The sequence below is a fragment of the Oceanobacillus sp. FSL H7-0719 genome (assembly GCF_045040795.1).
In the GTDB taxonomy this organism is placed as follows: domain Bacteria; phylum Bacillota; class Bacilli; order Bacillales; family Amphibacillaceae; genus Oceanobacillus.
In genome coordinates this window covers 2,035,924-2,059,741 of record NZ_CP150301.1, presented here as the reverse complement: position 1 = coordinate 2,059,741, position 23,818 = coordinate 2,035,924, and the positions used below count along the sequence as shown (strand labels likewise).

Genomic DNA, 23,818 nt, shown 5'->3' with positions numbered 1-23,818 from the left:
GTGTGCTAGTGATGGGTCTTTTTGTGTTCATCTGTCTCCTTGCGGGAAGAGGTGAGGGCATTCTAAATCAAGCTTATGGATATGGCAGCAATCAACATACTATTTAAGGGGGATTTATAATGAGCAATCTTTTTACTGATCAATTATGGGAACGGGTAGAACCAATTTGGAAGTCTTATTTGGAACATCCTTTTGTAAAAGGTCTTGGAGAAGGCTGGTTGGAACAAGAAAAATTTAAACATTGGATGAAGCAGGACTATGTCTATTTAATAGAGTATTCCCGCCTGTTTGCTTTAGGAGGTGCCAAAGCACATGATTTAAAAACAATGACAGTATTTGCAAAGCTGCTGCACGGAACACTCGATATGGAAATGGATTTGCACCGTCAATATGCCAGTAAGTTTGGGATTACGAATGAGGAACTTGAAGCAACTGAAGCTGCAGCTACAACTACTGCTTATACAAGCTATATGCTGAATGTTTCACAGCGGGGCGGGATTGAGAATGTCATTGCCTCTGTACTTGCGTGTGCCTGGAGTTATAATTTTATTGGCAAAGAACTTGCAAGCTGGGAAGGTGCATTGGATCATGAGTTCTATGGTCATTGGGTCGAGATGTATTCTTCTGACGCGTTTACGGAGCTTGCCGAGGACTGCAAACGTTTAATAAATGAAATTGCGGCAGGTAAACCAGAACGGGAATTAAAGGAATTAGAAGATATTGTATATAAGACAAGTTTGTTTGAGTATATGTTTTGGGAGATGGCTGAGAAGAGGGAAGAGTGGCCAGTTGGTGCAAAAACAGAGGTAATCTGATTCATGGTTAATTGTGGAATATGTGAAGCAGGGGAAGGCTGAGACAAAAGAAATATAATATATAAAATCCGAACGATACCTTCGTTCGGATTTTATATAGAATGCTGATTAATTTAGTTCAGGATATATATAAGCCAGTGGGAGGAAGAAAAGTGAAAGAACAGTCGAATAGAACCTCTCTATAAGCCACTGGGAGCAGGAACAGTGGTGAAACTGTCTATTAGAATTTCTCTATAAGCCACTGGGAGCAGGATCAGTGGTGAAATAGTCTATTAGAATCTTTCTATAAGACAGTAACAGCCGGAAAAGTAGTGAAACAGTCTATTAGAATCACTCTATAAGACAGTATCAACAAGGAAAATGGAGAAATAGGCTATTAGAATCACTCTATAAGACAGTAACAGCTAGATAAGCGGTGAAACTGTCTATTAGAACCTCTCTATAAGCCACTGGGAGAAGGAACAGTGGTGAAACAGTCTATTAGAATTTCTCTATAAGACACTGGGAGCAGGAACAGTGGTGAAACTGTCTATTAGAATTTCTCTATAAGCCACTGGGAGCAGGATCAGTGGTGAAATAGTCTATTAGAATCTTTCTATAAGACAGTACCAGCCGGAAAAGTAGTGAAGCAGTCTATTAGAATCACTCTATAAGACAGTATCAACAAGGAAAATGGAGAAACAGGCTAATAGAATCATTCTATAAAACAGTAACAGCTAGAAAAGCGGTCAAACTGTCTATGAGAAAGCCATCTGTCCAGAAAAACGGAGTTACTCTGAATTAAAATTATCAGCAGTTTTTATCAATTATTAAAAGTTAACATGAAATGCTTTCTATTTGATAATATTCGGCTTTTGTATAGTTGGCATTCGTTATGTCTCCGTCTCCTATTTATAATCTGTGCTGATTCCTTAATTACTTAAACCCTGCCTGTTAGACACCAAAAAAGGCTCGAACAGCATCGATTAAACTGTAAATACCAAGCCCTGTACAAACAAGTGCTACAAAGCTGCCGATGATATTTACTTTGAGGGAGTTTGTATATTTGCCTAGTCGCTTTTTATTATTCATGATAAACAGGAGCATAATTGCGATTACTGGTAATAAAATACCGTTTAAAGCTTGAGCAAACAGTAAAACATCAAGCGGATTAAAGTTAAGACCGGATGCGATAATTCCAACACCGATAATGACAAGGAAAACGGTCTTAAATCGCTTATCTTTCATATCATTGCCCCATTTTAATACACTGCTTACAGTCATAGCTGCTCCAAGAGGGGAAGCAAGAGCGGAAGAAAACCCAGCCGCAAATAAACCAACACTTAAGAAAACCTTTGCCCATTCTCCCATAATTGGTTCAAGCTGAAGAGATAAATCAGCGGCGCTTGTTACTTCTAATCCTTTAATTGTTGCTCCAGCTGTTATTAGAATTGCAGCTGTAATGAGACCGCCAATACAAATAGAGATGATAGTGTCCCAGCGCGAATCTTTTAAATCAGAGGGTTTGGTCCAGCGTTCTTGCACGGTTGATGAATGCAGAAAAAGATTATAAGGCACAACCGTTGTTCCAATCAGTGCAATAACCATGATGATGGAACCGGAGGGAATCGTTGGGATGAACGCACCTGTGAATAATTCCCCAATGTTTGGCTTAGCCACAAACATTGTCGTAATAAATGTAAGACTCATGACAGCAATGAGAACAATCATGACACGTTCAATGAGTTTATAGCTGCCAGAGAGACCAAGAGACAATATAATGATTCCTACAATAGGTCCAAGTATGTTTGTAGGAATGCCAGTCAATGTGGCAATTCCAAGTGAAGTACCAAGCAGATCGCCAGCGATGTAGGCTGCACAACCAACACTGATCGCAATCATGACAAGCCACATGGTAGCAAACTTGAATATAGGATTTGAAAACTGCTCACGAACTGCATCGCCGAGCCCTTTCTGGGTAATGATGCCAAGCCGGGCTGTCATCTCTTGCAAAACGATTGTAGCAATGATGGAAAAAATAATGGCCCACAATATTGCAAAACCAAAGGAGGCACCAGCCCGGGTTGCAGTTGTTACTGTGCCAGGGCCAATAAAAGAAGCAGTAATTATCGCTCCAGGTCCAATCACTTTCATCATGTCTTTGAAGGTTCTTTTTTCAGGTTCAGGTTTGTTGATGCTTTCAGGTATAGTCATTCTTTTTCACCCTCCATATTATTGGATTACTGCTCATCGCATAAAGAACGAATATAGAGATACCTATATGTGTAAACAGCCTGTCACTTCTTACAGGCTGTATTTGCTTTCAATAATTATAAATCGTTTGTTTCGATACACCGAGGACATTCGCGATATAGTCTGTTGCCCCCTGAATATATCTGGTTATCTATTTTAAATTCCCTTTTTGACTTGCGATTACACCTGCAAGCGCATATAAAATAACTGTAGAAACAAAGTGAGCAGAATTTTGGTTTGTGTCCTGCTGTGGGTAGACTTCGACAAAGTCCATACCGATAATGCCTTGTTTAGAGATTTCATGAACAAGTGTCAGCAGTTCATATGAGGTGAGACCATTTCCATCAACAGGCCCACCTGGATTAAATGCGAAATCCAAAACATCGCTGCAAATCGTCAAATACACGCAGTCAACGTCTTTGCCAGCCATCGCATAAAGCTCACGAGCAAGCTGCTTTAAATCGTTATGATTGCGAATATCATTGATTGTTACTGTTACAGCGCCTGCATCTTGAGCATTGCGTCCGGCTTCAGGTAAATTTCTTGGTCCATGAATACCTGTATGAATAATACTTTCATTGCGCACATTTTCCTGCTCATATAAGCGCGCAAAAGGACTGCAGCGTGCATACTGATCTCCATTATGGGAAGGCAGATTGTCATAATGCGCATCAAAATGGATAATCCCGACTTTTTTGCCTTCTTCCGATAACGCCCTTACAATCGGGAATGTGATTCCATGGTCGCCGCCAAGCCCGATTAAAAACTTTCCGCTTTTCCATAGTTTACTAGTGAAGTTTGTAATTCTCTTCATTGTTTCATCTACATCGGACGGGACAACATCCACATCACCAATATCACCAAGTTTCATATGTTCAAAGACATTGATATGGTCCAGTTCTGGCAGATAGCCGCTGTACCTCCCGGATGTTAACCGCATCACCTTTGGGCCAAGTTCACAGCCAGTGTAATCTCCCCAGGTCACAGCGCCTTCCCATGGAACCCCATATACAATCGCATCCACCTCATGAAATGACGGATCAGCAGTAATATTCTTTGCCCCAAGAAAGCACGGTGTATTCCCGTAAATATGATTATTCATCACAGCCTCATTCCTTTCTTAAGAATATATGTGAGCGTTTGAAAGAATAATACGTAAGCCTTTAAAATGAGTCAACTATTTAAAAATTAAAGGCAATTTTAACTCGTTTACCAGACCTCCTTGTCTAAAATACTTTTTATCTATTTCCTTTTTATCACGTTAGAAAACCTGTATAAATATGTCGCAGTATTACACAATGTAAAAGAATAACTGTCATGGCGTTATTCCAGGTTTACTCAAGTAATATATTAAATTCACTCCCTGTCTAAAAACAGGGAGTGAATTTATCAGGATGCTTATTCATTTACACCATAGCTGATTAAATTCGTGAAAATCCGGTAGCCTCCTGGTACCAGACCATCTATTTGGCGATAGAAGACTAAGCTGGAATACAGATATGTTCCTTCACCATAGTCTGCTAAGAGAATTCCACCGTCAAAGGCTTCTTCGTCAGGATCTGCCATTTCTACAAATGTTTCAAAACGGTCATCCCAGTTCATTGGGAAGTATAGGCCGCGTTCTTGCACCCAGTTGTCCCAATCGCTGTCTGTAATTTCATTCGGATAGTTGAATAATTTATGTTCAGGCTGTGTCATTGTAACTGCTGCATTTTCATCGGTAACTCGCCATTCAATCGAAGGTGAGCCAATTTCCAAGTGATAAGGTGCTGAAGTTTCTGCATCCCAGTTATCACCTGGTTTATGATATTGCACAACAAGGTGACCGCCTTCTTCTACATATTGATGCAGTCTGGCATTGTTTTCGACTAAGTCTGTCCGGGACAAGTTGGCTCTAATGCCAGTTACAATTGTGTCGAACTGGGATAAATCGCCAGAGGCGAGGTCTTCTTCTGTAAGTTTTGTGATATGAAAGCCTGCATTGATTAAGTCATTCGCTACATTATCAAAACCGCTTTCAATATAGCCGACGTTAAGATTTTCAGGAATGAGCAGTTCAAAAGCGACTCCGCTCGCTGCAGAAGAAGAGAGATTATATGCATCATTTATATGATCATATTGAATTTCCTGTACTGTTGTGTTAAACGTCTTTCCATTTGATTGTGCATATGCCTCAATCTCAAAGCTGCCATCCTCAATATCTGCAGGTGCATTGATTGTAAAGGTTACTTCCTTTTCCTCAAAGCGCTCTGTGAATGAGACTTCCATGGAGCTTGGCTCACTTGTCCATCCTTCTGGCAAATCCAAGGATACACTGGCATCTTGATTGTTTTCGTCATAGTTTTTGACTTTGACTTTAAGTGGTATATTTTCTTGTATGTCTGCTGTGTTTACCATTATATTTTCAGGGTCAATGCTGACTCCCATCTCTGGAAGTACTGCTACTGTATTATCCATTTCCAGCTGAATAGAAGTTTCCGTTCCTTTTTCTTTATATGAAACGATTGGCTGGATGACTGGTTCATCATAAGGATGGTAATATCTTTCATCATTTGGTACTTCCACATGAAATACTGCTGTTTTTGTTTCACCTGGTTTCAAATGTTTAAGTTGAATAGATTTATGATTCTTCCAGCCTTCTGGAAGCGATAGAGCAGCTTGGACATGCTTGATTTTCTGATCTCCTTCATTCGTCATTGTCATCGTTACTTCTGCTTCCTCACCTTGTGTTAATACAGACGAATCGATAGACGTCTCAACATGCAGGTTTGACGAAACGAAACTGACCTCGGTTAGCTGTTCCATTTTCAATTCTAGTTTATGAAGCAAATCATTCTTTATGTCTTGTGCCAGTTTCGCCTTATTTACTTTCTTAATTAAATTCTGTGTCTCTTTTAAAGCCTTTTGAGATTTCGGGAAAATATCTGTACGGTCAGGGTATAGGTGAACGATATCATCGAGACTTCCTTGCAGCTTTCTTAGCTGATTGCTTAGTCCCGGCTGTGAAACAACCTTAGCCCATTCCTCCAGATCATAAGGAATACCTTCAAATAAACTTGTCTCCTGAGCAGGCATTACACTGTGAACTAACTCTAAATGGGTTTGTCTTGGTTCAGCTGGAATATCATTGCCCATTCCTTGGCTCTTATGCAGGTATCTCGATTCTTCACCAAGCTGTGGATACGTTTTTTCATATACTGGATCATAGTTACCAATTTCAATTGAAAGTGTGGCAGACTCTTTTGATGCAGCAGGCAAGTACAGCTTTTTCACCTGCCAAGCGTCTAATCCTTCTTCAAGCTGTTCCGGGAATACATCAGGATTTGCAGCATCAGTAAAAGCTCTTTCACTCAAGATGGTCATTGTTCTATGGTGTCCATGCTGGCTATCAACATCTCTAAACGATGGCATGACAATATCTGGCTGATAAGTCCGGATAAAGCGAATTAGCCGTTCATAAGTCAGTTCTTCTCCCCACTTATCCAATGTTTCCTCAGGAGATTTAGAGAAGCCAAAGTCATAAATAGAATCAGATGTTGTCTCGCTTAAATGATAAGCTTTCACACCTGTGACTTTCGCAGCCTCTATCATTTCATTCGAGCGGATAATGCCAAGTGCATTACCAAGTTCAGTGCCAATTTCATTTTGACCACCTTCACCCCGGTTAGCAATCAGACTGGAGGTTTTTACACCAAGTCCTCTTGATAAGTAAGCAAGAAAATCACTTCGTTCATCATCAGGATGTGCCCCTGTATTTAAGAAGCTTACCGTAGTGCTCAACGGTTTAACTGCATTCCATAAATCCACATCATGTTCCGTTTTTTTCTGTGCGAATCCAGACAAAGATACGATTGGTAAAATGAGCAGGACAGACAGCAATAAAGCAACTATTTTCCTCAATTATGAAACCCCTTTCATATTGGTTTTTTGCGGAACCTGCACAAAGCCTCCTTTCAAAGAAGTAAGCTAAGTTAGTTAGCAAAACTAACTTAGCTAAACGCTAACACAAGCATACAGAGGTGTAAATATTCTAAAAGTTCTATATTCATCTAATTCATTCATACTAGAATAAGGATATCTTTATCTGATTCGTAGTTTTCCATATGGTTGCCTGCAGAGCAGCTTGATATGGAATAACTCTGAAGAGAGAAGCATAGTATAGATAAATAGGAATGTCGGACTATTGTGTCGATAAATTAATTAAATATAAAAAATACATTGACTTGTAAACGCTTGCATATTATACTGGGCATACTTTGATAGTTAGCTTTACTAACTAAGTTTTTGAACAGCTACATATCTATTAGTCGTAAAATGATGCTGTACAGAATGGAATGTGATGCGAAGTGAAAAAATCTACTCCTCAACTAGTAAAAATGATGAACAGGGAATTAATTATCAATGAGTTAAGACGCAATCCAAAACAGTCGCGGGCAGATTTATCGAAGAAAACAAAGCTCAGTAAACCGACTATATCAGAAATTGTCAGGGAACTGCTTGATGAAGAGTTAATTATGGAAACAGGTGTTGGCGAGTCAAGCGGCGGAAAGAAGCCGATCTATCTAAAATATAATTCCCGTTTTCATTTTGTTGTTGGTATTTTAATAGAAAATGATTCCATCTATTTTGCTTTAGGTGATATGAGTGGAGAAATCATTACATTATCCAAGAAGAAATTTACACCGCACAGTGAAGGAGCGGTTATCATTCATTCCATTGAAACGGAAGTGAAGAAGCTCCTAGATTCAGAGAAAATAGAAATGGATAAGGTACTCGGCATAGTCGTTGGAGTCTCAGGGATTAAAATGGATTCGGATGATATGATTCATTCTTCACCAACTATCCGCTGGGGAAATACGAATTTAAGGAAAGAATTATCTGCCCGCTTAAACGTTGATGTCATCATTGAGAATGATGTGAACTTGATGACAATTGGTGAGTTTCATAAAGGGCAAGGCCAAAACAACGCTAATTTTATTTATTTGTTTATAGGCAATGGCATTGGCAGCGGACTTTTTTTGAATGAAAAGTTCTATAAAGGGACACATGCTGCCTCTGGTGAAGCCGGGTTCATGATGATAGGAAATGAAAATAATACAAAGCAGGACTTAGGTGTGTTTGAAACGAATTATGGCTTATTTGGTGTTTCTGAGAGATTGAGAGAGCTGGATATAACTCTCGAAACAAGTGAAGCAGATTCATTACTTTATCTCTTGCAAAGTCAGCAAAACAATCCAAAGATAAGAGAGATTTTAGATGAGACGATTCATCATTGGGCAAAAGCCGCGATTAATCTGATTAGCATCATTGATCCGCAGGCTGTTATTTTATCAGGTGAGCTTGTTAATATGGATCAATCTTCACTGGCTGCTTTTAAGCAGACAATAGAGAAGTTTGTTCCGCAAATGCCTGAGATTAAAGTAACGACATTGGGTTCTAAAGCTGGTATATATGGAGCATTTCACCTCGGCTTAGCAGAATTTCATGTTGCCGGCTTTAAATATAAAAAATAACGATTCTATTTGGAGGGGTTAAGCTTGAAAAAGAAAGTCATATTCATGTTCATGGCCATCTTTGTCTTAGTATTACTTGCAGCATGCGGCGGGGATGATGCTTCAGATGGTGGCAGCAATGGAGACGCAGAAGGAGAATCAGGAAATCTGATTATTTATACTGCCCGTGATCAGACAGTCGTTGATAAGGTTCTTGAAATGTTTAATGAAAAATATCCCGATATCCAGGTTGATGTTCTGACGATGGGTGCACAGGAAATTATGGAGCGTGTCCGCGGGGAGAAATCGAATCCAGGCGGGGACTTCTGGTGGGGAGGCACACAGTCTGCTTTTATGCAGGCAGCTGATGAAGATTTGCTAGAGTCCTTTACCCCAAGCTTTGATGAGGCCATTGAGGCTGAGCACAAGGATCCGGAGGGACGATGGTATGGCGAAATGCTGCTTCCCGAAGTAATTATGATTAATAGTGATGTATTAGATAAGGAAACAGGTCCCCAAGATTGGGATGAGTTACTTGATGAAGAATGGAATGATGAAATTATTATTCGCGGTGTTCTGCCATCTGGAACGATGAGAACGATTTATTCAGCTATGATTTACCGTCAAGACTCCAATGACCCTGAAAAAGGATATGCCTGGCTGGAAGAGCTTGATGCGAATACAAAAGAATATGCACAAGATCCAACTAACTTATACTTGAAGCTCGCTCGTCAGGAAGGAACACTTTCTCTTTGGAACTTACAAGATATCTTGATTCAGGCACATGCGAATAATCAGCCGTTTGACTATATTTATCCAGAAAGTGGTGCACCAATTTTAGTTGATGCAGCAGGGATTATTAAAGACGCAAAGAATAAAGCGAATGCGGAGCTTTTCTATGAATTCTTATTTGATTCCGAAACCGTTGTAGAATTGTCGGAAGAGACGTTCCAAATTCCATCACGTAATGATATTGATCCTGATGCAATGCCAGATTGGTACAATGAGCTTGAACTTAAGGAACTTGATCTTGACTGGGAGGTCTTGTCTGAAAACGAGATGGACTGGATGGAACACTGGGATAATAATATTAAAGGTCAGAATTAAATTTAGCCTTAAACGAGTAGGGTGATGTATTCATATATCACCCTGCTTTTTATAAAAGAAAGGTGAAGTCTATGAGAAGTGTGAGATTAGAGCATATTACCAAGAAGTTTGGAAAAGCCAAAGGTGTAGAAGATGTGGATATCCATATTAAATCAGGTGAGTTTTTTACCTTTTTGGGGCCGAGTGGCTGTGGGAAAACAACAACATTAAGAATAATTGCTGGTTTCTACTTTCCAACTGCAGGCAAAGTCTATTTTGACAATGAGGATATAACAGGCTTAAAGCCAAATAAACGAAACATTGGCATGGTCTTTCAAAACTATGCCCTTTTTCCACATATGACTGTGTTTGAAAACATCGCTTTTGGACTGCAGGTAAGAAAGCTGTCAAAAAGTGAGATTAAAACGAAGGTAGAGAAAGCTCAAAAGCTTGTACATCTGGAGCAATATGGGAGCAGGAAAATAACAGAGCTGTCAGGTGGACAGCAGCAGCGTGTAGCTCTTGCTAGAGCATTAGTTATTGAGCCGGACATTCTATTGCTCGATGAACCATTATCCAATCTGGATGCAAAGCTGCGGGAAGAAACCCGTATTGAGATTAAACGATTACAAGTTGAACTTGGTATTACAACGATTTATGTAACTCATGATCAACATGAAGCAATGTCGATGTCAGATCGGATAATGGTGATGGACAGCGGTGAAATCCAGCAAATTGGCACACCACAGGAGATTTACAATAAACCAGTCAATCATTTTGTTGCTTCGTTTATTGGTGAATCCAATATTATAAAAGCAAATGTAAAAAATGTAAACGATACACAGGTCACTGTTGATATTGGCAGCGGTCTTACGTTGAAAGGATTGCGTGACAACAGCTCATCTGCACTTGACTATGCACGTGAAGATAAGGTGCTTTTATCGATTCGTCCGGAAATGATTCGTGCAGGCAAGGGAGCCAATACATTAACTGGCATCATTCAACTGAGTGAGTTTACTGGTGTGAGTATTAATTATCTTGTGAAAATCGGAGAGCATGAATTAAATGTCATGATTGTTAACGCAGGAACGAAGGTGTTGGAACGCGGGGATGCGATAACACTCCATATTCCTGAAAACGGGATTTATTTTATGAGTGAAAAGAGGTAATAACATGACGACTAATAGTGAAACCCATGCACCAAAACAAAGTATATGGAAGAAAGCAACACAGTCGAAATACTTTGTTTATGTCTTAATATCACCTTTGGTTCTCGTTTTATTAGCTTACGTCATTTTTCCGATGTACAAAACGTTTTCACAGAGTGTGGTCAATCAAGAAGGCTCTCTGTCATTGGGGAATTACCTTCATTTCTTTACATCAGAGGCTAACTTAGAATCTCTTTATAACAGTATTTTTATTTCAATTGTTAGTGTGATTACTTGTGCAATTGTTGGAGTTGGAATGGCATTTTTATTAAACCGGTATGAGTTCCCAGGGAGAAAGATATTATCTATTCTTGTTTTAGTTCCAATGGCACTGCCACCTTTAATCGGTGCAATATCTTTTTCCTTTCTATATGGAAGCAGTGGAATCTTTCCGCGCCTCTTCCAATCTATCTTTCAATTAGATAATGTGCCATTTGCACTGGAGGGTGTCTGGGGAATTATTATTGTGCATACATTTACAATGTATACATATTTTTATTTGAGTGCATCAGCCGCAATTAGAGGGCTGGATGTATCACTGGAGGAAGCTGCCACTAGTCTGGGTTCTGGAAGACTGAGAATTTGGCGGAAAATTATTTTGCCAATGTTAACACCTGCCATGGTTGCTTCGTCATTATTAGTATTTATGATATCAATGGCCTCGTATACTGCACCGCTTATGTTTGGAGTGGAGCGTGTGATGACGATGGCGATCACCCTTTCTCGAACAAACGGAAATCTGGATATGGCAGCAACACAATCTACTATTCTATCCTTTGTTTCCATTGCCTTCTTAATTTTAATGACATGGTATCAAAACCGCAGAAACTATCAAAGTCAGAGCAAAGGAGTAGGGGTGCATCGAACAGAAGTCAGATCACCTGTTGTAAAGTATACCGCCGCTGCCTTATCCATTATCGGGGTTATTATTTTAATGCTGCCAATTTTGGTGATTGCGCTTATTTCATTTGCAGTAGATGGGGAATGGACAACACAAATCATTCCAACATCTTATACACTTGACCACTATATTGAATTATTTACCGATTCAAGGACATGGGGACCAATTAAGAATAGTATACAGATGAGTATTGTGGCAGTTATTGGAAATATTATTTTCGGAGTCGCAGCTGCCTATGCCATGGTGCGTTTCGCCTTTAAAGGGAAAATGTTTATGGATATTTTAATTATGGTGCCATGGGCTTTACCTGGTACTGTGGTAGCCGTTAACTTAATCTCTGCTTTTAGTGAGGGAAATGTGTTTTCCTTTAATCAAGTGTTGGTTGGAACATTTTGGATTTTACCGCTCGCTTACTTTGTCAGACAGCTGCCGCTTGTATTTAGAAACTCACAGGCTAGTTTAATCCAGATGGATGATTCGATTGAGGAAGCGGCACAAAGTCTTGGAGCAACGTGGTGGCACTCGTTTCGGAGGGTTGTTTTGCCAATCATTATGCCAGGAGTTTTAGCAGGAACATTGTTAGCCTTTGTTCAAGGATTGACTGAGTTTGTTGCCTCTATCTTACTTTACTCGCCTTCCACAATGCCTTTATCAGTAGGCATCTGGAATAAAATGTACGCTTTCCAATTTGGAACTGCTTGTGCTTATGGTGTTCTGCAAACAATTTTGATTATTGTGGTCCTGCTGATCAATGAGAAATTAAAAGGCGATACGAATCAATCAGGAGCAGCAATGGGCTAAAAATACAGAGAGAATCAAGGGAAAGGATGTATAAAATGGTATCGATTCATCGAGAAGAAATCGTAGCAGCAGAAGGTAAAACATTTCCATCTAAAACATATAAGGAATTGGTGCTTGAGCCAGCCTATAATCAAGCCAAATTAAATGCGATTCATCCAATGATTCAAATTCATTTTGCACATTTAATTATGCTTGTAGAAGAAGGTATCGTTAAGAAAGCGGAAGCGTCTATAATAGTCGATTCGATTAAGAAAATCGATGTAAAAGAAGTTGGAGAGCGTCACTATGATGGTTCATATGAAGATCTATTTTTCGAAGTAGAGGATTTTCTGATTAAAGATGCTGGAGAACTTGCTGGAAATCTTCATATTGCCCGCAGCAGAAATGATATGGGAATTGCAATCTATCGAATGAATATCCGCAAAAGATTACTGTATTTAATTGAAGCTGCTTTATACTTGCGCCAGAGCCTCATCGAGCTGACGGAAGAACATATAGACACAGTGATGATTGGCTATACACATACACAGCAGGCACAGCCTACAACACTCGGTCATTATTTTAATGCGATGACCGATATGCTGACAAGAGATATTGAACGCATGCAGGCTGCTTTTGCAACGGTGAATAAAAGCAGTATGGGAGCAGCTGCACTTACAACATCTGGTTTTTCTATTAATCGCGAAACCGTTCAAAAACTGCTCGGTTTTGAAGAAATGATTGATAATGCTTGGGATGCGGTATCAGGAGCAGATTATATCGGCGAAACAGCTACTGCCGTCCAATTAGCTGCAATTAATTTAGGACGGTCCACCCAAGACTTATTATTATGGGGGACCCAAGAATATGGTGCATTTAAGCTGTTCCGTCCTTATGTGCAAATCAGTTCCATCATGCCGCAAAAACAAAATCCTGTGTCGATTGAACATACGCGCGCAATGCTTTCCAGTGTAAAAGGCGATGCGGAAACTGTTTTATCAATGATGCATAATACTCCGTTTGGGGATATTGTAGACACAGAAGATGATATGCAGCCATATATATGGAATGCGCTTGAAAAACTGGGCAATATTTATTATTTATTGTCAGGTGTGTTAATGACGATGAAAGTGAATAAAGCAACATTGCTGAAGCGGGCGAAAGAAAGTTTTGCGAATGTGACGGAGCTTGCTGATACACTCGTTCGAACGAATGATTTATCATTTAGAAAAGCACATGAAATTGTCAGTGCTTCTGTACAGGAGTTAGTAGAAAGTGAGAAGGAATCCCTGAATTACCTCTCATTAGCGCATCTGAATAAACACGCACAGCAAATCATTGGGCATCAGCTGAAGATGAGTGAAGCCGATTTAGCAGATGCTTTAGATCCAGAGCATTTTATCAGCATACGTTCACTTGAAGGTGGCCCAAGCAAAGGAAGAATGGAGAAAACCATTGAAGTAAGGCGTAATCAGCAGCAAGGGATACGTGCATGGCTGGAGCAAAAACAAAATGTATTGGAATCAGCGGATAACTCGATTCAGAGCAGGCTCAAAAGTTTGATGTTAGATGAACAGTAAAGAATATGTATTTCATGCAGGTGATGATTTGGGTAATATGTTTAATGAATCCATAGAAAAAAACCAGCCAGCTGAGCGAGAGGAATTTCCCCTTTTAGCGATTGATGGTGGCGCCACCAAGACGATTGCAGTCATCACAGATCAATCAGGAAATGTGTTAAGTACAGCAAAGTCTGGTACAGCCAACTACCATGTTGCTGGTAAAAGAGGTGCCATCCATACACTGAAAGAAGTGATAATCAAAGCAGTCAGCAGCTTGAAAGAAAACCTCTATGCAAACCGCTTGGTTGAAATAAGCTTTAATAAATGTGTGTGCGCGCTTGCAGGAATTGATACGAATAAGGATCAAGTAAATGTAAAAGAGATCGTTTCACAAGCTATCGCGGAGAGCGGTATCCAAATGAATAAGGTTATGATTGAGAATGATGCACTCTCTGTTTTACTTGGAGCAACCAATGAACAACCTGGTGCGATTCTCATTGCTGGTACTGGTTCCATTGTTTTTGCACATGATGGGAAGGGCCATTATGTACGGGCAGGCGGCCTAGGCCACAGGCTGGGAGATGAGGGCAGCGGGTATTGGATTGGCAAGCAAGCAATCGCTTCTATTTTAAAGATGCATGATGGTCGAGGGAAAAAAACCTTATTGCATGAGCTCGTATTAGAGCACTTTGATTTTACAGACCATGAAGCACTCTACAATTGGGTATACAGCCCCGATTTTTCTATTCATCAGGCAGGCGAGCTGGCGAAAATAGTTGAGAAAGCATATTATCAGGGAGATGCCGTTAGTAAAGCAATCTTAGAACATGCAGCTGCCGAATTGCATCAGCTCGTACGCGTTGCCGTTAATCGGGCTGGAATTGCAAATCATCCATTTAAACTGCTGCTTCTTGGCGGTGTGCTGCAAAATAGTGATTTTGTTAAGGGACAATTGCTGGATAAGCTAAAGTATGAGATGCCAGATGCTGATTTACTATCTACACATAAAAAGCCAATTGAACTTATCGTTCAAAGAGGATTAAATGGCTAAGTTGAAGCACTGCGAAAGATAAAGCATGGAAAAAGCAGTAATAGAAAGAAAAAGCGATATATTTACCCATCACTCCTCATTTGCTGATCAAAACAAATGAGGAGTTATTTTCGTGCTGTATCAATATTGGGAGGATAAGGAGTAAAGAATTGACTTACGGGTATAAATAAACAAACGAGGGAAATTTTAAAATGGCGAAGTGGAGTTTAAGATTGTATTATAATGAAGCAAAAATATCGATAGAGGTGATTTCATGCAACAGAAAAACATTGCACTTGCATATGTATTATGGTTTTTCCTTGGCCAGATCGGGATCCACCGATTTTACACAGGGAGAATAGCTACTGGCATCATGCAATTATTATTAGGTGTTTCAGGCTGGGCAACAACATGGATTCTGATTGGTTATGTCCCGCTGGGCATTTTGTGGCTATGGCTTTTGATTGATATCTTCCTAATTCCAGGAATGTGCAGGAATCCGAGGTAAGCAATATAGTGAGAAAAGCAATTTTGCCTTATCACGCAAAATAGCTTTACATGCCAGACATAACCCTGTACTTTTCTAAATCGACTCTCCCTAGATCATCTACTTCAATTCCTTCTGCTTCCAAAGACAGAAGCTGTTCATGGAATTTTTCATCGTCTTTTATAGAAATTTGTCCCTGTGCATTTATCACCCGATGCCACGGCAAGTTATATTTTCTGCTCATTGTATGCAGAATGCGAGCAACTTGTCGTGCTGCACGCGGGTTTTCTGCAAGCTTTGCTATTTGGCCATATGTCATAACACTTCCCTCAGGGATTTCTTGGATAACTTGAATGACTTTTTCTGTAAACTGCTGCATACGTTTCTCCCTCCACACATCCTCCACTGTTATTTTACAGTATATCATTCGTTTCGCTGCGATAAAATATCTTGAATGATTTCAGCGTGCACAACAGCCCATGCTTTTTCCTTGAAGTGAAGAATTAAGCTGATTGAAAGTAAAATTAAGTAAATCAGGGCAAAAATCATCCAATTGGAGCTGCCATTATGAAAAAGAAAATTTTCCAATGGATTGGCAAAGAGAAAAAGCAGCCAAGGGATTGTTGTTACAAAAATAGGAATAATTCCGCTGCCATTCTTTTCTTTAGCTATCTGGTAATAAATTAACTGCAATGCCTCACTGTCCAGAGATTGATAAAATTCTTTAATATCCCTCGCATCCTTCAGGTAATGACTCCTTTTGATATCTTCAATTGGTGTCTCCTTTAGCTGAAGGTAAAGTTTATGTGCGTCTCCTCGTATAGAAAACTTCAGAAAAAACACTCCTGTCGAATAAAATTCATGCTCTTACTTTTTGTAAAACGAATAAAATAATACATTGGTATGCTCTAATTTTAAGTTTTGGAATCGGAAGCAGCTCTTTTTATGGCTGCAAAAAAAGGGCGTGATACCTTCGAAATACAGGTATCACGCTATTTATTTAATGGAGTTTTGTCCCAGTCCCTGTTCCGGGACTGTAGAAAAGGGTTGTGGAAAGATGAATAAATTGTGTTCAATTGACAAGGACCGGCTGCTAGTCCTTTTAAGTCAACTGTTCACGAAGGCAAACAGCATTTATTTCTTCTGGGATAGGAGCTAAATGATATGCGTTTCTGCAGGTATTAAAGATTTATTGGTTCCTATTTACAATGAATTGTACCTGAAGGTCTATTAGGCAGACTGAAGTGTAAAATGGGGATGACATCATTTTTAACCTCCCAAAAGCTAAAAATTGCTTGTTTTTACCTTCCTCCATTTACTATATTACATGCAAAAATGAGTGGTTATGATGAAGACAATTGCTTATATATCGCAAAATGTATGTTTGTCCTTGAGTGAAGGCCCCATGGAATGAACTGGCATTAGGCGCCCTCGGGATCCGCCCAATTATAGACAGCAGCATAGTCAGCATTCATCCTGACATCATAGTCTAGAATAGACATGTAAAGGAAGTGGGTGAAGTGAAAATGAGTGATTCATCTAAACAGCCAGTACCAAATAAAGTTGTAGAAGTATTAGTCGATAGCATATTAAGGAAAAATGGTGTCCAATCCGACCACATTAAAAAGGAAATACCAGAGGAACAGAAAAAAATGATAAAAGAGATGGTCGAGGATTTAAAACTGCAGGTTGAAGAATTCAATAAAAATAATAAAGGAGAAACGAAAGAATAGTTAAAAAAGCACCTAATTATAGGTGCTTTCGCTATTTTTAACGGTTCTAGTGAATGTGTACAGTCTTCTAATACAAAAAACCATAAATTATCATATAACCCCAAGAAAGGAGTGTCAAGATGAAGGTTTATAAACATCCAGATTATGATTCGGAAGTTAAATCAGACGCAAGAAAAAAATATTTCCATGATAATAATCGATTGGAAGGTGCTCATGGAAAATGTGGTTGTGGCGGGAATTGCGGCTCACATTGCCAACAAGAATCTAATAATCGCCCATCAACTGAATTCGATTTTTCCAACGACGATGCTTATGTAATGCAAGATGGCGGTCAATACGATTTTATGGATCAAGAATCAGCAGAACTAATATGGGTGAAAGAATCTTGTAATATTACAGTTAATACAACTGATACGCAAGCTGCAATTTCACTTCAAGCTGGCATACAGCTTGCAATTGCGCTTGTTCTAAATATTTCAATCGCTGATGCTGGGCAAAGAGATGCAGTTTCTCAAGAATTGCTGCAACAATTTAACCAAACACAATCGAACAAACAGAAGATCTTTATTTACAACACGAAGGATGCTGTTGTAACTACCCAGGATACGGACTTGTCAATCAATATCCAAGCAATGCTTCAAGTACTTCTTGCATTGGTCCTGCTAATTGATATTTTATAAAATAAAATGAAAAGGGGTGTAAAGGAATGTCAAGAGCAACAGAATGGCGTGCATTAGATCATTGTGATGATAAAAAGTCGAATGATCATATCGTAGACCAGGAAGCAGTTCAAGCAAATATTACAAAGCAACACTCTGAAGAATGGATTATCATTAAAGATTCCGAAGATGTTAATGTAACAACAACGGATACACAAGCAGCGGCTTCGCTGCAGATTGGGATTGAAGCAGCACTTGCATTAGTGCTTCGCATATCAATCGCTGATGCCGATCAGGTTGAGGATGTATTGCAAGATTTTAAACAAGTAACTCGAATTAGACAAAGTAATCGTCAGAAGACAATCGTTGAAAAGTCAAAAGACGTTGATATCGTAACAGTGGATACGGATATAGCACTTAACCTCCAATTGTTGGTTCAACTTCTTCTTGCGGTTATTGCTACACTGGATATTCTTTAATAAGGCAGGAATAAATGTATGAGGAAAAAATTACCTGCTGGGTGCTGTAGGTAATTTCCTCACTCCTTTTTTATGCAAACACATGCGAACTGTTGATGAGAGGACAAATATATGAAAGAAAGGAATGTATCATATTGCCACAATTAACTGATAGGCAGAGAAATTTGCTGAACCTGATTAATCAAATGTCACAAAACACCAGCTCTGCACTAGCGGCAAATTCTGGTGTTGAAATTGATTTTCCATCAGTGGACCTTAATGTTGACTTGGGGGGAATATCTATTACACCGCCATCTACTATACCAACACCAACACCACCAACACCTGATCCAACTACTCCAGGAACATTAAGAGAATTATTATTAACTTTAGTAAATGAACAAGTGCAAGTTACGACCCCATTTGGTGAAGTATCAGGATTACTGCTTGCTGTAAGGGACGATTTTATCGCGCTTGTTGATGCTGGTTCCCAAGTGCTGATTCGGATTGACAAAATTGAACTAGTCAGTGAAATTTAAAGGAGGAATTTAGATGTTTGAAGCAACTTTTGCTGCTGAATTGGCTAGACGCATCGGCTCAACTGTTGAGGTTGCCACCGATAATAATTTAATCGAAGGGGTCTTATCGTCGGTTACTTCAAATTTGGTGCTCGTCATTGAAGTAAATACTGGTTACAATAATCTCAAACAGTATATCTCAGTTGATGCTATCAACTATGTTCGTTTTCCTGCAGCAGCTTAATAAATCTTGATGACACTCTTGGTATCAATAAGATGGAATGTGTATCATGAAAAAATCTCTAATCGAATAAGAAAAGTGAATCCTGTATAATCTTTTTCTGCAAGAGGAATGGATGCCAACTGCGGAAAAAGCCTCCCTTTACGGATAATTAAAAAGCCCTGCCTAAGAAAAGGCAGGGCACTTTTTATGCATTTAAAAAAGGAGAACGAACAAATAAATGAAGATGATTTGGCATATAGATAATAGGCAATAAGAATTTTTATGATTTGTAAATGGATTGACTAATTCGATTCGTTATTTCTAATGCTTGTTTTCCATGTTCTGCTGAAACGGCAGGTGCTTTATTAAATTTAATACAATGAAGGAATTCCATTAATTGGAAGTCTAAAGGCTGTGTTGCATTATCAATTTGAATTGTTTTTGTTATCGGAATGAGGCTTTCATTTGAATCCAATGCAATCGTTTTTGTTATTTTAATGGTGTTGTTCAATAAATTGGCTTCAAAAAAAGCTTCCTCTGTAAAAATTTGAATCAATCGCGTTTTTCTCTTTGATTTAAAACTCGCGATAAGCTCTGCTGTCACTCCTTGAGAAGACTCGATGATAACTGCAGCATGTTTTGTTGTGTTGTCAATAACGTTCCCGATGGCATGAAATGCTGTAACTTTATCCTGAAGAAGCTCGGATAAAATATAAAGATCATGTATCATCAAATCCTTTACAACATCCACGTCTTTAATTCTTTCATCATAAGGGTTTAATCTTAAAAGGGAAATGCCAATAATATCTTCATTTTCTAATTCCTGTTTCAGAATCTGAATGAGCGGATTAAATAATTCAATATGTCCTACTTGAAGTTTTATTCCTGCATTATTTGCTTTTTTGATTAAATCATCTGCCTGTTCAACTGTGCTTGTAATCGGTTTTTCTATTAACATATGTGTTTTGCTTTTGATGCACGCTAAAGCAATATCGTAATGAAATGCAGTCGGTACAGCAATACTTACGGCATCCACAGTCTGGAGAAGTTCATCAATAGTTGTAAATTGTTTTACGTTATATTTTTTGGCAATGTAGAGACTTCTGTTTTTATCATTGTCAAAGATACCGACAAGCTGGCAATGATCCTTAAGTGATAAATACGTGCGAACATGATTCTCTCCCATTTTTCCTGTTCCAATCACACCGACTTTCATATATAAAATCCCCTCACTATTGATATCATTCATTAATATATTCTATGCGGCAGGTTAGAAAAGAGATAGACTGTCATAATACAAATCCAAATTTGGCGATTGTCTACTAGATTACAAATCCCGTCGGCATGTCCTTTGCAATTTTAGCATTCTGCCTATTCCTAAGGAGACCAGCCGCTTGCGGAAAGCGAGAGGTATTTTGACTGCGAATCTCCAGCGAAGAATAAAAGGGGGGATTTAGTATGTTGCATGTGTTATTTATAGCTGATGATACGTCCAGTTTTATTAATAAAAATTATTATTATCTGGAGGAGGAGTTAGCTGGTTTGGTAAACCTCACCATATGGAGGAAGTCAGGTCATATTGCTTCCATCCTCAAAAAACTCCACAAAAAGCCTGATTTCATACTTTTGTTAAATGATATGGGGCAAAAGCTATTTCCAATGATTAAAGGACTCGCACATATCGATATTCCGACCGGACTATTTGTAAACGATGTTCATCGATTGGTGAAAATGAGAGCCAATTATATAGTCAAAAATAAAATTCAACATATTTTTACCGTAAGCCGTGACCAATTCATCCAAACATATCCAGAACACAAGCATAAAATAGAGTGGTTTCCCCATTTTGTCAATACGGATATATATAAAGATTATTCTTTGAAGAAGGACATTCAGCTGTTAATGATGGGTGCTGTCAATGATTACTATCCGCTGAGACAAGAGATTGTTAAGGCATATTCCGCTGATCCCCGCTTTATCTGTCATCATCACCCTGGATACCGTGACTTCAATGCAAAAGAAGAGAAAAAGAACATGATTGGAGAGCGATATGCAAAGGAGATAAATCGGGCGGAAATCTTCTTCACTTGTCCTTCTATCCTGCATTATCCCGTTATCAAATATTTTGAAGCATTGGCATGTAAGACGCTTCTATTGGCCCCCGCATTTAAAGAACTCGAAGATCTTGGATTTATAGCAGGAGAGCATTTCATAGCAATTGACGAAAGTAATTTCAAAGAGAAAGCAGAATATTATTTAGCCGATAACGAAAAGAGGCAGCATCTTGCAGAACAGGGATACCAGTTTATCCAGCAGCATCATACTGTAAAGATTCGTGCAATGCAGCTTGTAAAGAGAATCGAGAGTATTCTGCAGTATGAATGTCTTTAACCGGTTCGGCTTGAAATGAATAAAGGAGGAATTGAGTTGTCGAACATACCTGAAAGTACACAAATCGGAAATCATGCAGTTATTGAAGATGATGTTTCTATTGGTGAGCATGTTGTAATTGGTCACCAAACCGTGATATTACAAGGAACACGAATTGGTGATCATGTCACCATTGGCAATAATTGTGTTATTGGGATTCAGCCTGCTGCAAACCAAAGAATGCGTAAAAACTCTAACGTAAAAAATGAACTTATTATTGAAGCAGGAACAAAAATTGGGAATTTAGTTTCTATCTATTCTGGCAGTGAAATTGAAAAAAATGTCTTTATTGGTGATCATGCAAGTATCAGGGAGAATGTTTCTATTGCAGAGGCTTCTGTAATTGGAAGAGCGGCAATTATTGAGTTAAATACAAAGATTGGCCGAAATTGTACGGTTCAAACATTAGCATATGTAACCGGGGACACCATTTTGGAGGATGATGTTTTTATTGGTCCATGTGTATCCATGTCAAATGACAAGTACATGGGAGCACAATCTTATTCTTTAAAAGGACCATATATTAAAAGGGGAGCTAAGATTGGCAATAACGCATCATTATTACCAGGTATAACAATTGGTATGAATACGATTGTCGGAGCTGGTGCTGTCGTCACGAAGCATGCAGAAGATAATACAATTGTTGCAGGTGTGCCGGCGAAGAAAATCAATTCCTGACGATTGCATTAGACAGAAGGAGGTACTGAATCTTTGTTGCTGATAGATTAGGAAAACAGGTATTTCAGTGATTTTTATCAATCCTGTTTCTAACCATTCGGGAGAGGTTATACCTGCCAATAATTGAATCCGTGCCAAAATAATACGTTTAGCTCAAACGCCCAGAAACTGGCAGAATTTTTGCTGGGGCTGCCTTCTGCGCAGTGCTGAACCTCATACCAATGAAAGTATGGACCGCAAAATGGGCGCTTCCGGATTTGTCAGAGAAAGGATGGATAATGATGTCCAAAAAGGTATGTATGGTAGTTGCTTACCATCCGTTTTTGGATGCGAGAATTTTCAAGAAAGAAGCAAGGAGTTTACAGAAAAAAGGATATAAGGTTTCTATGATTGTGCCAAGAAGCAATGGAAATTTATTTGATATTGATGGGACTCCTTATAAAAACAGTTTTAGAAGTAAAGTCTTTACCCATGAAGGAATTAAAATAGTAACCTATCATTCCGAAAGTGTGCGAAATTCTTTGAATGCAGTATTAAGAGATGAAGAGGTCTGGGAAAAACAGGGTTTTAACAATTCCCTGATACAGCTTGCAATGAATGAGGATGCAGATATTTACCATACACATGAGTACCTGTCTTTATTCGCTGGAGTTGGCATCAAACGGCTGATGAAGAAAAAACATGGAAAGGATGTCAAATTAATTTATGACAGTCATGAGTTGACACCGGACCCGCTTGAACCCAGGTATTCAGTTGAAAGAAGGAAAGTTTTACAGGAAAAGCTATTTATCATGCTTAAAGAAGTTGACTATTTAATTACCGTATCGGATTATATCAAATCCTGGTATCTATCCCACATGCCGAAGCTTCCCGTAGAGGTGATTTATAATTCACCGCCGTTGACAAAAGCCTACCAGCCTAAAACCTATCAGTCGAATAGCTTAACCGTCGGCTATGAAGGAAGTATGGCTGGCAGAAAAGGGAGTCAGGAGAAAATCTTCGGGTTTTCAGATATCTGTTCAAAAAAATTAGACTTTCGATTTAAAATTATCGGCGGCAGCAGTTTTGGGGAATCTATCACTGTGCCGGGACACCTGACACCTGTAATTGAGCAAACAGGCTGGGTCGACTATTTGTCCATTCCAACGCATATGAAAGATATCGATATTGGCTGGATTGATTTTGACGATGTGCATCAATCCCTTAATAACGACTATGCTTTACCTAATAAATTTTTTAGTTATCTTAATAATGGAGTGCCTGTTGTAGTGAATAAATGTCATGCATTGGAGCATTTTATTCAGAAGTATAAATGTGGCTATGTCATCGATAAACAACAAGCTGCTGCTGAAGATTATGCCAATGCATTCCTTTATCTTCATAAGAATCAGGATCAATTACAGGAAATGAGCACGAACGCACGTAAAGCAATGGAAAATGAATATTCATGGGAAAAAGTGGCGAATAGACTTTTTCGTGTATATGAAGAACTTTTAAAAGAACAGGAATAGAACAACCGGAAAGTG

At 38.9% G+C, this 23,818-nt stretch carries 23 protein-coding genes; 16 read left to right on the top strand and 7 right to left on the bottom strand.

The window, feature by feature from the left end; all coding sequences use genetic code 11:
- Positions 1-119 precede the first annotated feature (119 nt).
- Positions 120-815 carry a thiaminase II gene (gene tenA, locus NST93_RS10780; protein WP_405096868.1) on the top strand — a complete coding sequence of 232 codons (696 nt, stop codon included), beginning with the start codon at positions 120-122 and terminating at the stop codon, positions 813-815.
- Between the two features lie 933 nt (positions 816-1,748).
- On the opposite strand, the gene NST93_RS10775 is transcribed toward tenA, so the two are convergent.
- The 4 genes from NST93_RS10775 to NST93_RS10760 form a co-directional block, all read right to left on the bottom strand.
- Entirely contained in the window at positions 1,749-3,008 is a 1,260-nt protein-coding gene (locus NST93_RS10775; protein WP_405096866.1) for an Nramp family divalent metal transporter, read from the bottom strand.
- Between the two features lie 109 nt (positions 3,009-3,117).
- Entirely contained in the window at positions 3,118-3,186 is a 69-nt protein-coding gene (locus NST93_RS10770; protein WP_405103840.1) for a helix-turn-helix domain-containing protein, read from the bottom strand.
- 12 nt (positions 3,187-3,198) lie between these two features.
- Positions 3,199-4,149, bottom strand: coding sequence for an agmatinase family protein (locus tag NST93_RS10765; RefSeq protein WP_405096864.1), 951 nt, complete (start codon positions 4,147-4,149; stop codon positions 3,199-3,201).
- A 296-nt stretch (positions 4,150-4,445) separates the two neighbouring features.
- Positions 4,446-6,947: an NEW3 domain-containing protein gene (locus tag NST93_RS10760; RefSeq protein ID WP_405096862.1), complete on the bottom strand. Its 2,502-nt coding sequence runs from the start codon at positions 6,945-6,947 to the stop codon at positions 4,446-4,448.
- A gap of 446 nt (positions 6,948-7,393) precedes the next feature.
- Here NST93_RS10760 and NST93_RS10755 point away from each other — a divergent pair, with 446 nt between their 5' ends.
- The 7 genes from NST93_RS10755 (at position 7,394) to NST93_RS10725 (ending at position 15,614) form a co-directional block, all read left to right on the top strand.
- Positions 7,394-8,560: an ROK family transcriptional regulator gene (locus NST93_RS10755; protein ID WP_405096860.1), complete on the top strand. Its 1,167-nt coding sequence runs from the start codon at positions 7,394-7,396 to the stop codon at positions 8,558-8,560.
- Between the two features lie 24 nt (positions 8,561-8,584).
- Positions 8,585-9,646 (top strand): extracellular solute-binding protein, encoded by a 1,062-nt coding sequence (locus NST93_RS10750; protein ID WP_405096858.1) that lies wholly within the window; start codon positions 8,585-8,587, stop codon positions 9,644-9,646.
- A 71-nt stretch (positions 9,647-9,717) separates the two neighbouring features.
- On the top strand, positions 9,718-10,794 hold the full coding sequence (locus NST93_RS10745; RefSeq protein WP_405096856.1) for an ABC transporter ATP-binding protein: 1,077 nt from the start codon (positions 9,718-9,720) through the stop codon (positions 10,792-10,794).
- 4 nt (positions 10,795-10,798) lie between these two features.
- Positions 10,799-12,535 carry an ABC transporter permease gene (locus NST93_RS10740; RefSeq protein WP_405096854.1) on the top strand — a complete coding sequence of 579 codons (1,737 nt, stop codon included), beginning with the start codon at positions 10,799-10,801 and terminating at the stop codon, positions 12,533-12,535.
- 35 nt (positions 12,536-12,570) lie between these two features.
- Positions 12,571-14,094 carry an argininosuccinate lyase gene (gene argH, locus NST93_RS10735; RefSeq protein WP_405096852.1) on the top strand — a complete coding sequence of 508 codons (1,524 nt, stop codon included), beginning with the start codon at positions 12,571-12,573 and terminating at the stop codon, positions 14,092-14,094.
- Positions 14,084-15,127, top strand: a complete 1,044-nt coding sequence (locus NST93_RS10730) for an N-acetylglucosamine kinase (RefSeq protein WP_405096850.1) — start codon at positions 14,084-14,086, stop codon at positions 15,125-15,127. The genes argH and NST93_RS10730 overlap by 11 nt, the downstream gene beginning before the upstream one ends.
- A 253-nt stretch (positions 15,128-15,380) precedes the next feature.
- Positions 15,381-15,614, top strand: a complete 234-nt coding sequence (locus NST93_RS10725) for a TM2 domain-containing protein (RefSeq protein WP_405096848.1) — start codon at positions 15,381-15,383, stop codon at positions 15,612-15,614.
- Between the two features lie 46 nt (positions 15,615-15,660).
- On the opposite strand, the gene NST93_RS10720 is transcribed toward NST93_RS10725, so the two are convergent.
- Entirely contained in the window at positions 15,661-15,972 is a 312-nt protein-coding gene (locus NST93_RS10720; RefSeq protein WP_405096846.1) for an MGMT family protein, read from the bottom strand.
- A 44-nt stretch (positions 15,973-16,016) separates the two neighbouring features.
- Positions 16,017-16,286: a hypothetical protein gene (locus NST93_RS10715; RefSeq protein ID WP_405096845.1), complete on the bottom strand. Its 270-nt coding sequence runs from the start codon at positions 16,284-16,286 to the stop codon at positions 16,017-16,019.
- A gap of 833 nt (positions 16,287-17,119) precedes the next feature.
- Between NST93_RS10715 and NST93_RS10710 the strand changes: the two genes are divergently transcribed.
- From NST93_RS10710 to NST93_RS10690, 5 genes are all read left to right on the top strand, one after another.
- Entirely contained in the window at positions 17,120-17,326 is a 207-nt protein-coding gene (locus NST93_RS10710) for a spore coat protein (protein ID WP_405096843.1), read from the top strand.
- A gap of 119 nt (positions 17,327-17,445) precedes the next feature.
- Positions 17,446-18,006: a spore coat protein gene (locus tag NST93_RS10705; RefSeq protein WP_405096841.1), complete on the top strand. Its 561-nt coding sequence runs from the start codon at positions 17,446-17,448 to the stop codon at positions 18,004-18,006.
- Positions 18,007-18,032: 26 nt separating this feature from the next.
- Positions 18,033-18,464, top strand: coding sequence for a spore coat protein (locus NST93_RS10700; RefSeq protein WP_405096839.1), 432 nt, complete (start codon positions 18,033-18,035; stop codon positions 18,462-18,464).
- A gap of 134 nt (positions 18,465-18,598) precedes the next feature.
- A complete protein-coding gene (locus NST93_RS10695; protein ID WP_405096837.1) occupies positions 18,599-18,982 on the top strand; it encodes a DUF2642 domain-containing protein in 384 nt (127 codons plus the stop codon).
- Between the two features lie 13 nt (positions 18,983-18,995).
- Positions 18,996-19,205, top strand: a complete 210-nt coding sequence (locus NST93_RS10690; protein WP_405096835.1) for a hypothetical protein — start codon at positions 18,996-18,998, stop codon at positions 19,203-19,205.
- A 259-nt stretch (positions 19,206-19,464) separates the two neighbouring features.
- Here the strand turns inward: NST93_RS10690 and NST93_RS10685 are convergent, their stop codons facing one another.
- Positions 19,465-20,400 carry a Gfo/Idh/MocA family oxidoreductase gene (locus NST93_RS10685; protein ID WP_405096833.1) on the bottom strand — a complete coding sequence of 312 codons (936 nt, stop codon included), beginning with the start codon at positions 20,398-20,400 and terminating at the stop codon, positions 19,465-19,467.
- Between the two features lie 242 nt (positions 20,401-20,642).
- Between NST93_RS10685 and NST93_RS10680 the strand changes: the two genes are divergently transcribed.
- From NST93_RS10680 to NST93_RS10670, 3 genes are all read left to right on the top strand, one after another.
- Complete coding sequence (locus NST93_RS10680; RefSeq protein ID WP_405096831.1) at positions 20,643-21,575, top strand: glycosyltransferase; 933 nt, start codon at positions 20,643-20,645, stop codon at positions 21,573-21,575.
- A gap of 36 nt (positions 21,576-21,611) precedes the next feature.
- On the top strand, positions 21,612-22,292 hold the full coding sequence (locus tag NST93_RS10675) for a DapH/DapD/GlmU-related protein (RefSeq protein WP_405096829.1): 681 nt from the start codon (positions 21,612-21,614) through the stop codon (positions 22,290-22,292).
- A 281-nt stretch (positions 22,293-22,573) separates the two neighbouring features.
- Positions 22,574-23,803, top strand: a complete 1,230-nt coding sequence (locus tag NST93_RS10670; RefSeq protein ID WP_405096827.1) for a glycosyltransferase — start codon at positions 22,574-22,576, stop codon at positions 23,801-23,803.
- The last annotated feature ends 15 nt before the right edge of the window (positions 23,804-23,818 follow it).